Source organism: Phyllobacterium sp. (assembly GCF_037994425.1).
In the GTDB taxonomy this organism is placed as follows: Bacteria; Pseudomonadota; Alphaproteobacteria; order Rhizobiales; family Rhizobiaceae; genus Phyllobacterium.
Map to the genome: position 1 here is coordinate 18,830 of NZ_JBBNAM010000260.1, position 10,249 is coordinate 29,078.

General features: G+C 58.4%; 13 protein-coding genes. 11 read left to right on the top strand and 2 right to left on the bottom strand.

Annotated elements, in window-relative coordinates:
• The first annotated feature begins 28 nt into the window (after positions 1–28).
• From AAAB35_RS17975 to AAAB35_RS17995, 5 genes are read left to right on the top strand one after another with little or no spacing between them, the layout of a single operon-like run.
• A complete protein-coding gene (locus AAAB35_RS17975) occupies positions 29–1,489 on the top strand; it encodes a form I ribulose bisphosphate carboxylase large subunit (protein WP_340669642.1) in 1,461 nt (486 codons plus the stop codon).
• A gap of 9 nt (positions 1,490–1,498) precedes the next feature.
• Positions 1,499–1,918, top strand: a complete 420-nt coding sequence (locus AAAB35_RS17980; RefSeq protein WP_340669643.1) for a ribulose bisphosphate carboxylase small subunit — start codon at positions 1,499–1,501, stop codon at positions 1,916–1,918.
• Positions 1,911–2,852 (top strand): CbbX protein, encoded by a 942-nt coding sequence (cbbX, locus tag AAAB35_RS17985; protein ID WP_340669644.1) that lies wholly within the window; start codon positions 1,911–1,913, stop codon positions 2,850–2,852. Before AAAB35_RS17980 ends, cbbX begins: the two co-directional genes overlap by 8 nt.
• The gene (rpe, locus tag AAAB35_RS17990) at positions 2,852–3,541 is read left to right on the top strand and encodes a ribulose-phosphate 3-epimerase (RefSeq protein WP_340669654.1); all 690 of its coding nucleotides are present in this window, start codon (positions 2,852–2,854) and stop codon (positions 3,539–3,541) included. The genes cbbX and rpe overlap by 1 nt, the downstream gene beginning before the upstream one ends.
• A 16-nt stretch (positions 3,542–3,557) precedes the next feature.
• Entirely contained in the window at positions 3,558–4,115 is a 558-nt protein-coding gene (locus AAAB35_RS17995; RefSeq protein ID WP_340669645.1) for a thioredoxin family protein, read from the top strand.
• 45 nt (positions 4,116–4,160) lie between these two features.
• Here the strand turns inward: AAAB35_RS17995 and AAAB35_RS18000 are convergent, their stop codons facing one another.
• Positions 4,161–4,550 (bottom strand): cytochrome c family protein, encoded by a 390-nt coding sequence (locus AAAB35_RS18000; protein WP_340669646.1) that lies wholly within the window; start codon positions 4,548–4,550, stop codon positions 4,161–4,163.
• Between the two features lie 316 nt (positions 4,551–4,866).
• Here AAAB35_RS18000 and AAAB35_RS18005 point away from each other — a divergent pair, with 316 nt between their 5' ends.
• The 6 genes from AAAB35_RS18005 to AAAB35_RS18030 all read left to right on the top strand — a co-directional run bounded on the left by AAAB35_RS18005 (position 4,867) and on the right by AAAB35_RS18030 (position 9,493).
• Positions 4,867–5,076, top strand: a complete 210-nt coding sequence (locus tag AAAB35_RS18005) for a hypothetical protein (RefSeq protein WP_340669655.1) — start codon at positions 4,867–4,869, stop codon at positions 5,074–5,076.
• 13 nt (positions 5,077–5,089) lie between these two features.
• Positions 5,090–6,070: an ABC transporter substrate-binding protein gene (locus AAAB35_RS18010; protein ID WP_340669647.1), complete on the top strand. Its 981-nt coding sequence runs from the start codon at positions 5,090–5,092 to the stop codon at positions 6,068–6,070.
• Positions 6,071–6,151: 81 nt separating this feature from the next.
• On the top strand, positions 6,152–6,886 hold the full coding sequence (locus AAAB35_RS18015) for an ABC transporter permease (RefSeq protein ID WP_340669656.1): 735 nt from the start codon (positions 6,152–6,154) through the stop codon (positions 6,884–6,886).
• Positions 6,846–7,604, top strand: coding sequence for an ATP-binding cassette domain-containing protein (locus AAAB35_RS18020; RefSeq protein WP_340669648.1), 759 nt, complete (start codon positions 6,846–6,848; stop codon positions 7,602–7,604). The genes AAAB35_RS18015 and AAAB35_RS18020 overlap by 41 nt, the downstream gene beginning before the upstream one ends.
• Positions 7,601–8,560 (top strand): quinoprotein relay system zinc metallohydrolase 2, encoded by a 960-nt coding sequence (locus tag AAAB35_RS18025; RefSeq protein ID WP_340669649.1) that lies wholly within the window; start codon positions 7,601–7,603, stop codon positions 8,558–8,560. Before AAAB35_RS18020 ends, AAAB35_RS18025 begins: the two co-directional genes overlap by 4 nt.
• 78 nt (positions 8,561–8,638) lie before the next feature.
• A complete protein-coding gene (locus tag AAAB35_RS18030) occupies positions 8,639–9,493 on the top strand; it encodes a quinoprotein dehydrogenase-associated SoxYZ-like carrier (RefSeq protein WP_340669650.1) in 855 nt (284 codons plus the stop codon).
• Between the two features lie 12 nt (positions 9,494–9,505).
• Here AAAB35_RS18030 and AAAB35_RS18035 read toward each other — a convergent pair whose 3' ends face one another.
• Entirely contained in the window at positions 9,506–9,856 is a 351-nt protein-coding gene (locus AAAB35_RS18035) for a hypothetical protein (protein WP_340669651.1), read from the bottom strand.
• Positions 9,857–10,249 lie beyond the last annotated feature (393 nt).

Here is a 10,249-nt window from a genome sequence, read left to right on the forward strand (position 1 = left end):
GGATTGAATCAAAGGAAAGGACCCTATCATGTTGAACAAGTCAGAGACGGTTACGGGAAAGGAGCGCTACAGATCCGGCGTTATGGAATACAAGAAGATGGGTTACTGGGAGCCCGACTACGAGCCCAAGGATACGGACATCATCGCTTTGTTCCGCATCACGCCCCAGGACGGTGTCGATCCTATCGAGGCCGCTGCCGCTGTTGCCGGTGAATCATCGACCGCGACCTGGACGGTGGTGTGGACCGATCGACTGACCGCGACGGAGAAGTACCGGGCAAAGGCCTATCGCGTTGATCCCGTTCCAAATGCGCAAGGACAGTACTTCGCCTATATCGCCTATGACCTCGACCTCTTCGAACCGGGATCGATCGCCAACCTGACCGCATCGATCATTGGCAATGTGTTCGGCTTCAAGCCGCTGAAGGCGCTGCGCCTTGAGGATATGCGCCTGCCGGTCGCCTACGTCAAAACCTTCCAGGGACCGGCGACCGGCATCGTTGTCGAACGCGAGCGGCTCGACAAGTTTGGCCGCCCCCTGCTCGGCGCGACGGTAAAGCCCAAGCTCGGCCTTTCGGGGCGCAACTATGGCCGTGTCGTCTATGAAGCCCTCAAGGGCGGCCTCGACTTCACCAAGGACGACGAAAACATCAATTCGCAGCCCTTCATGCATTGGCGCGAGCGCTTCCTCTACTGCATGGAGGCCGTCAACAAGGCGCAGGCCGAGACCGGTGAGATCAAGGGCACATACCTTAACGTGACCGCCGCCACGATGGAGGACATGTATGAGCGCGCTGAATTGGCCAAGGAACTCGGCTCGAACATCGTCATGATTGATCTTGTGATCGGCTACACCGCGATCCAGTCAATGTCGAAATGGGCACGCCGCAATGACATGATCCTGCACCTGCACCGTGCCGGCCATTCCACCTATACGCGGCAGAAGTCACACGGCGTCTCGTTCCGGGTCATTGCAAAGTGGATGCGCCTTGCTGGCGTTGACCATATCCATGCCGGAACCGTCGTCGGCAAGCTTGAGGGTGACCCGGCAACGACGCGCGGCTATTACGATATCTGCCGCGAGGACTTCAATCCGATGCGGCTGGAAAACGGTGTCTTCTTCGACCAGCATTGGGCGTCCCTCAACAAGATGATGCCAGTTGCATCCGGGGGCATCCATGCAGGACAGATGCATCAGTTGCTCGACCTTCTTGGCGAGGATGTCGTGCTGCAGTTCGGAGGTGGCACGATCGGCCATCCGCTCGGCATTGCCGCCGGCGCAACCGCCAACCGTGTGGCGCTTGAATGTATGGTTCTAGCCCGCAATGAGGGCCGCGACATCGTGAGCGAGGGTCCCGAGATCCTGCGCATGGCCGCCCGCACCTGCCAGCCACTGCAGCAGGCCCTCGATGTCTGGAAGGATGTCACCTTCAACTACACGTCAACCGACGCGCCGGATTTCGTTCCGACGGCAACCGCTGCTGAATAGGAGGACAATATGCGTATCACCCAGGGAGCCTTCTCGTTCCTGCCGGACCTGACGGACGAACAGATCGCACGCCAGGCCCAGTATTGCATCGATAATGGCTGGGCCGTCAGCCTCGAATTCACCGATGATCCCCATCCGCGCAACACCTACTGGGACATGTGGGGTCACCCGATGTTCGACAATCCGGACGCGGCGGCCCTGATGATGGAGCTGAAGGAATGCCGCAAGGTCTACGGCGACCGCTATATCCGGTTCGTCGCCTTCGACAACAGCCATGGCTGGGAGTCCGTGAAGCTGTCGTTTCTCGTCAACCGGCCGGCCGAGGAGCCGGGGTTCCATCTTGCACGCCAGGAAGCGCAAGGCCGCGTCGTCCGCTATACAACGCGCGCCTATGCCGCCGACAAGCCTGCAGGGCAGCGCTATGGCTGATACCGCTGTCATCAAGCCCCCAACCGATGATGGGGGCGCCGCGACGCCTGCCGCCGTTGACCTTCGCGCCGAATATGTCGAATCCGGCGTCAAGGACGTGCTCGACGAGCTCGACCGCGAGCTGATCGGCCTGAAGCCGGTCAAGCAGCGCATCAAGGAAACAGCCGCCCTGCTTCTGGTCGAGCGCGCCCGCCGGCGAATGGGATTGGCGCATGAAACGCCGACGCTGCACATGAGCTTTAGCGGCAATCCCGGTACCGGCAAGACCACCGTCGCCCTGCGGATGGCCGATCTGTTGCATCGGCTCGGCTATATTCGAAAAGGTCACCTGGTCTCGGTAACGCGTGATGATCTTGTCGGGCAATATATCGGCCACACGGCACCCAAGACCAAGGAAATTCTCAAGAAGGCGATGGGCGGGGTGCTCTTCATCGACGAGGCCTATTACCTGCACCGGCAGGAAAACGAACGCGACTACGGCCAGGAAGCGATAGAAATCCTGCTTCAGGTAATGGAGAACCAGCGGGACGATCTCGTTGTCATCCTTGCTGGTTATGCGGATCGCATGGACAAGTTCTTCGAAAGCAACCCGGGTTTCAGGTCAAGGATTGCCCACCACATCGATTTTCCCGATTATAGCGACGACGAGTTGCTGAACATTGCCGAAACGATGCTGTCCAAGCAGAACTATGCGTTCGACGACGAAGCCCGCGCCATCATGGCCGACTACATCACACGGCGCCGCCAGCAGCCGCACTTCTCCAATGCACGCTCCATTCGCAATGCCCTCGACCGAGCCCGCCTGCGTCAGGCAAACCGCCTGTTCGAAAGCGCAAACGGTCCTGTTGATGCCCGGGCGCTCTCGACGATCACAGCCGACGACATCAGGGCAAGCCGCGTGTTCGCAATGTCCCAGCCGGAGGAACGATCATGATGACGAAGAAGACACTCATCGCGCCGTCGGTGCTCTCGGCAGATTTTTCCAGACTGGGCCAGGAGGTTGAAGACGTCATTGCCGCGGGCGCCGACTGGGTCCATCTCGACGTCATGGACGGGCATTTCGTCCCCAACATCACCTTTGGTCCGCAGGTCATCAAATCAATCCGCAACCGGACGACGGCCACCTTCGATTGCCATCTGATGATAGCGCCCGCCGACGCCTATCTTCCCGCCTTCGCCGATGCAGGATGCGATATCATCACCGTCCACGCCGAGGCCGGCCCGCATCTTGACCGCTCGCTGCAGGCAATTCGCAATCTCGGCAAGAAAGCCGGGGTGTCGCTCAATCCGTCGACGCCCGAAAACCTCATCGAGTATGTCCTCGATCGTCTTGACCTTGTTCTGCTCATGACGGTCAATCCAGGCTTTGGCGGTCAGGCGTTCATCCCGTCCGTCATCGACAAGGTCCGCAGGATCAAATCGATGATCGGCAGGCGTCCGATCCATATCGAAATCGACGGCGGTGTCACTCCGCAAACCGCTCCCCTCGTTGCGGCGGCAGGCGCTGATGTGCTCGTGGCAGGTTCCGCCATATTCAAGGGCGCCGGCAAGATTGCCTATGCTGACAATATCGCTGCAATCCGTCATGCTGCCGATGCAGCAAGGCATAAAGCGGCGGCCTGAACGGAGACCTGAAACGATGGCGGCGATACCACCGGTATGCGATTTCGGCTGGAAGGCCGTCGACGCCAATCTCATCGGCACCGACGACCACAAGCACTCGATCCTGGCGCAGGCGGGGCGCAGGGGGCTCGTGGTCGCATTCATCTGCAACCATTGCCCCTATGTAAAGGCCGTCATAAAGCGCATCGTCCGCGATGCCCGGGATCTTAAGGATTTCGGGATCGGCTTCGTGGCGATCAATGCGAACGACGCGGCGGCCTATCCGGCCGATTCTTACGAAAACATGCAGCACTTTGCCCGCGCACACGACTTTCCGTTTCACTATCTCCACGATGTCCAACAGACGGTGGCCCGTGCCTACGGCGCCGTTTGCACACCCGACTTTTATGGGTTCAACAATGTCGGTGAACTGCAATATCGCGGCCGCCTTGACGCATCACGCAAGGAAGCGGGCGAGGCGGATCTGCGCCGTGACCTCTTTGAAGCCATGAAACAGGTCGCCAATTGCGGGCAGGGCCCGCGCGAACAGATCGCTTCGATCGGTTGCTCGATCAAATGGCGCGAGACGGCGTGACGCTTTTGAGGATGGAACGCCGCCGCGACAGCGGCGGCATCGCGGTCACTTCGAATATTGCTTCAGATAGGCTTCGAGATTGGTGATCTCCGTATCGTCCTTCAGACCGGCAAAAGCCATCTTGGTGCCTTTGACCTTTGCCTTTGGATCATGCAGATAGTCCTTCAGGCTAGCCGGATCCCAGACCAGACCGGCCTTGCCGGCCGCAACCATGGCAGGCGAATAGCTGAAGCCCGGATGTGTCCCGGCCGTTCTGCCGAACAAGCCGAACAATGATGGCCCGACCTTGTTCTTGTCGCTATCGGCGACATGGCAAACGGCGCATTTCTTGAAAACAGTCGCGCCTGCCGTGGCATCACCCTCCTGGGCGCGCGCGCCCACCGCCGATAACAGGACAATAGACAGACCAATCAATAGGGTATTCGTGTATTGCATGGCTTTTCCTCATTTTCGCCAAGGGTGCCCTGGACGAACACTGGCACCAATTTCCATGCATTGGTGTCCACCATTTAGAACGGTTCGAGAGTTACCTGCCGCTCTTGAGAAGTCAATCGTTTGCACGAAGAAATTGCGCGCCGATTTTAAGGGCGCGTCGAGATTGACGTTCGCACGAGGGATCCGTAACGTGATGCAAACGTTTCTCATTCGGGCACCTTGAGAAATCCAATCAGCGCGACTGAAGCCGCCCTTTGACCAGACTTTCGCAGGAGCGCAGGCAGGCGGACCGCGCTGGAGGTGGGAGGTGCCGATAATGAATGTGGTCGATCTCGTCCTGACAATCTGCCTTGTATCGAACCCTTCGAGTTGTCGGGAGGAACGGCTGCATTTCGAGGACCGTGGCGGTGTGCTGAACTGCATGTTTCTGGCGCCGGCCGAAATCGCCAAATGGTCGGGGCAGCATCCGAAGCAGAAGGTGGTTCGCTGGAAGTGTGACTATCCGACCAATGAACGCTCGCTGTGAGGAGCGCGTGGTGATGCGCTCAGAAAAATCGGCTCTCCTTTGTCTGGCCATGCTCTTTTTGGTTTACGCACTGGGCATGACGAGCGCTGCAGCGGCCGACACGGTGCGCCTTGGTGTCCTCAAATTCGGCACGGTGAATTGGGAACTTGATACAATCAAACACTATCAGCTCGACGAGAAGCACGGGATCAATGTCGACATTCGCTTCTTTGCCGGCGAGGATGCCACCAATGTCGCGATGATGGCTGGTGACGTCGATATCATTGTCAGTGACTGGCTCTGGGTCTCGCGACAGCGATCGGCGGGCGAGGACCTGACGTTCGTTCCCTATTCGAGCGCGGTCGGTGCAATCATGGTGCCCGACAAATCGCCGATAAGGTCGCTTGAAGATCTGAAGGGAAAGAAGCTCGGCGTTGCCGGTGGTCCACTGGACAAGAGCTGGCTGCTCATCCAGGGGCTGGCAAAAAAGGCGTTCGCGGTGGACCTGGCAACCGAGAGTAATGTCGTCTACGGCGCGCCACCGCTCCTTGCCGAAAAGGCGCTACAGGGTGAGCTTGATGCGGTTTTGAACTTCTGGAACTTCGCCGCCAGGCTCGAAGCAAACGGGTTCCGCCGGCTCTTAGGCGCAAATGACGCCGCCAGGGCCCTCGGGGCGTCGGGCACGACCTCGGCGATCGGGTACATCTTTCACGAAAAATGGGCGAGGGCGCATCCGCAAGCCATTGCCGGTTTCATTAAAGCGAGCCGCGAAGCCAAGACCCTGCTTGCAACGTCTAACGACGATTGGCAACGCCTGGCTCCCGTCATCAAGGCTACGGGCCGCGAACTTGATGTGTTGCGGGATCGCTACCGGGAGGGAATTCCGAAGGGTACGATCGAACAACAACAGGCCGATGCCACAAGGCTCTATGGCGTACTTGCCGAGCTCGGCGGGCCCAAACTCGTGGGGCCAGCCAGGATATTGGCACCCGGCACCTTCTGGGGAGAGGAATGAATGGGGCTGGCAAGCGCTCGATCCGATCGCATGCAACGGGCAAACGCACCGGCAGACCGGCGACGACTGACCTCGCCGATCATGGTCGCGCTGTCCTTCGTAGTGCTTCTGGCGCTCTGGCATTTTGCCGCCACAACATGGCCGAGCCGCTCCTTCCCGGGCCCCTTCTTGGTTCTGCAAACCTTTCTGCGCGAGACAGCCAGCGGGGATTTGCCTTACCATCTTGCAATGACGCTGTGGCGGGTCGCAGCGTCCTTCACGCTTGCCATGGTCATCGGTTCGGTGATTGGTGTCATCCTTGGCAGTTACCAGCGCGCCGATCAGTTTTTCAACCCGTGGGTTATACTCTTCCTCAACATTCCCGCTCTTGTCGTCATCGTGCTCGCCTATATCTGGTTCGGCCTCAACGAGGTGGCGGCAATCGGCGCCGTGGCGGTCAACAAGATCCCGAACGTCGTCGTAACCATGCGTGAAGGAGCGCGGGCACTCGATCCGCGCTATGCCGAGATGGCCTCGGTCTATCGGTTCGGCCCCCTGGATCGCCTGCGCCATCTCCTCTTGCCGCAGTTGCAACCCTATATTGCCGCAGCATCGCGTTCGGGCATTGCCCTGATATGGAAGATCGTACTCGTTGTCGAACTGCTCGGCCGGTCAAACGGTGTCGGCTTCGAGATCAACCTGTTCTTCCAGCTTTTCGACGTGGCGGCAATCCTCGCCTATGCGCTCGCCTTCGTCGCCGTCATGCTTTTCATCGAACTTGTCGTGGTACAGCCCCTTGAACGCTCATCAACTCGCTGGCGCCGCCGCGCGGCTTAAGGTCAATATCGAAGAAAAGTCGTTCCGCACATCCAACGGCGGAACGATCGAGGTACTGCGCGACCTCAACTTCGAGGTCGGCGAGAACGAATTTGCCTGTGTGCTTGGACCGTCTGGATGCGGCAAGACCACCATGCTGCGCATCCTGCTCGGATTGGACAAGGCGTATCGCGGCTCCGTCCAGCTGCCGGGAAAGGCGCAGGCGCGCATGGGCGCCGTTTTTCAGGAGCCCCTGCTCTTGCCCTGGCGGACCGTTGAACAGAACGTTCGCTTGGCCATGCCATCACCGCTGCGCGAGGCAAATCTGGATGAGCTGTTTGCAAGTCTTGGCCTTGCCAAGATGCGGGCGTTCTATCCTTCTGAGCTTTCGCTCGGCCTTGCACGCAGGGCCGCGATTGCCCGGGCGCTCGCGATCGAACCCGATATCCTTCTGCTCGACGAGCCGTTCGTTTCGCTCGACGCCTCAACCGCACAACAGCTGCGGCATCTGTTGCTGGGGGTCTGGTCACAGCGTCCCACTACGGCTCTCATGGTGACGCACAATATTGAGGAGGCCATCATGCTTTCCGACCGGATTGTCGTACTCTCGGACAGGCCCGCACACGTCATCGGTACATTCGATATCCGACTGCCGCGCAACTATCGCAATGCCCAGGTGAAAGCCGACCTTATGCGGTCATTCAGGGAAAAATTCGCTGGCATGGAGAATAAGCCATGAGCCTGCCGAACCGGCGCAATGTCATCAGGACGGGCATGTTTATTGCCTGTTGCGGGATGGTTCATGCGCCGTTTGCATTGGCGCAGCAGCCGCAAGGAATGGCGCTGCCCGTCAGCGAGATCGCTGATGGCGTCTTCACGTTCAGGGGCAAGCCGGCGCTCATGCTTGCCGCCAATGAGGGAAAGATCTGCAATCTTGGCTTTATCGTCGGCGGTGAAAGCGTTGCGGTTATTGATAGCGGCGGCAGCGTGGCAGAGGGGCGCGAACTTTTGGCGGCAATCCGCGACGTGACCGACAAGCCGATCCGCTACCTGATCAACACCCACATGCATCCTGATCATATATTCGGCAATGCCGCCTTTGCCGACACGGGCGCCATCATTGTTGGTCATCACAATCTGCCGCGTGCGCTTGCCGCCCGCGGCAGATTCTATCTTGAGAGCTATCGCGCTGCGATGGGCAGTGCCCTGATGGCCGATATCAGGATCATGCCGCCGACAAAACGCGTCGATGATGTCGACGAGATCGATCTTGGCGGGCGCAAACTCACCCTTAAGGCATGGAAACCGGCCCATACGGATAATGACCTTACGATCTTCGACCGTGAGACCGAAACATTCTTCACCGGCGACCTTTGCTTCCTCGGACACCTTCCGACGCTGGACGGCTCGCTTCGGGGCTGGATGGCCCAGCTCGATGCATTGGCGATGATCAAGGCGAAACGGGCGGTGCCGGGCCACGGCGAAGTGCCTGCTGACTGGCCGCAGGCGCTTGAGCCCGAGCGGCGTTATTTTGATGTTCTGGCGGCCGATATCCGCAAGGCAATCGCCGACGGCGTGCCGATGGCCAGGGCAGTAACGACCGCAGGCAGGCATGAGGCGGACAATTGGCGTCTGTTTGACGACTTTAATGAGCGCAATGCGACTGCCGCCTTCGCCGAACTTGAATGGGAATGATCAGGATGTTTGCCAGATCGTTCGGCAAGGTGATATATTGGTCAAAAGCCGGGCACCGCCAATTGGTGGAGGCAAAGCATGAGTCATGATCTCACAAATCGGCGCAGCCGTTTTGCGGTTGTGTTGTCATTGGCGCTCTTTGGATGTGGCATAGCCTCCGGCGCGCCGGCGCAAAGCGCGTCCGGGCCGGAGCCGACGACATGGAACAGCCTCAAGGGCGATGTCTTTGGTGCAAAGCCCATTCAGCCTGCCGATGGCATCATCAGCATTGAGGCTCCCAAACGCGCCGAAGATGCTGCCATCGTTCCTGTCGAGCTTCGTTTCAAGACCGATGCCGCTTCCGGTAGACTGAAAGCCGTTACGCTTATCGTCGATGAAAATCCATCACCCGTCGCCGCAGTATTCCAGTTTGGCAAGGATGCCGGCGTGACCCATCTTGCCACACGTCTGCGCGTCAACGCCTATTCCTACGTGCGTGCGATTGCCGAGACCGAGGACGGCAAACTGCACATGACCGAGACATACGTCAAGGCGTCAGGCGGATGCTCGGCACCCGCCATGAAAAATCAGGACGAAGCCCTGGCTTCGCTTGGACAGATGAAGCTCAAGGTGTTCCCATCAACGGCCGCGGGCACGGAGCCGATGACGCGCGCAACGGAGATGCAGCTGATGATTCGTCATCCCAATAATTCCGGGCTGCAGATGGACCAGGTCACGCGCTATTATATTCCCCCGCATTTCATCGACGGGCTGACGATAACCCAGGGCGATCGCCTCATCATGTCCATGGTCGGCGGCATATCGATCTCGGAGGATCCGAACTTCCGCTTCGAGTTCAATGCAAAACCGGACGAAGAAATCAAGGTTGATGCAGCCGACACAAAGGGCAAAAAGTTCCAGAACGAGTGGCCCATAGATTCATCGACGCTTTGATTGCAAAGGCAATCAGAAGCAGCGAACATCCGCTTCGGCTTGAGCCCGTTTCAATTCGCCTATGGCTGTCTTGGCCGGAGCGCTTTCGCGAAACAGCGCGCCGCTCTCGCCGGCGACCAGTCCCATCTGTTTGAATGTCTCCGCCGCCTCGTAATGATCATAGGTCACAACGGAGGCAATGACGTCGATCGAACAGGAACAGCGCTGCAGCATGTCGCGGTTCTCGCCATTGGCTTTCATGCAGGCGTAAACATATTCGGCAACCGTCGATGTGGGGTAATCTGACGCAGCTTTTGCCGGCAAACCGAAGCCAAATGTTGCAACTGCTAACACGACGAAATTTGCAACTTTCAACGCTGCCATGGCATTTCTCGCTTTTATCCGGTTGAAATATACATTTTCCAAGTAGATAGCAAAAGATAACAACGGTCGGCAAACGATAATGTCAGCTTGAAGTATCAATTTGTGTGACAGGCCCATTGGGCAGAATATATGAACCAAATCGGTTAGTTACTGCGTCGCAGTATGAGTATATTGCAATGCAGCAAATATTAATTGATAATCGCGCTTGCTTAATGCAAATGTTTCTCCTATCGTTCACTTGTTTCCGGCTTCAAGGACGTTACCGTCAAGGGAGTGGTGACAGTCTTCGTAGGCCAAGCGGGGTGGGCAGTAACGGTGCCCTCTGCTCGCCTGGCTTAGGTCGTGACACGCTGCCGGAAATACTTCCCATTTGCGTGAGCTGATGGAGCGGAG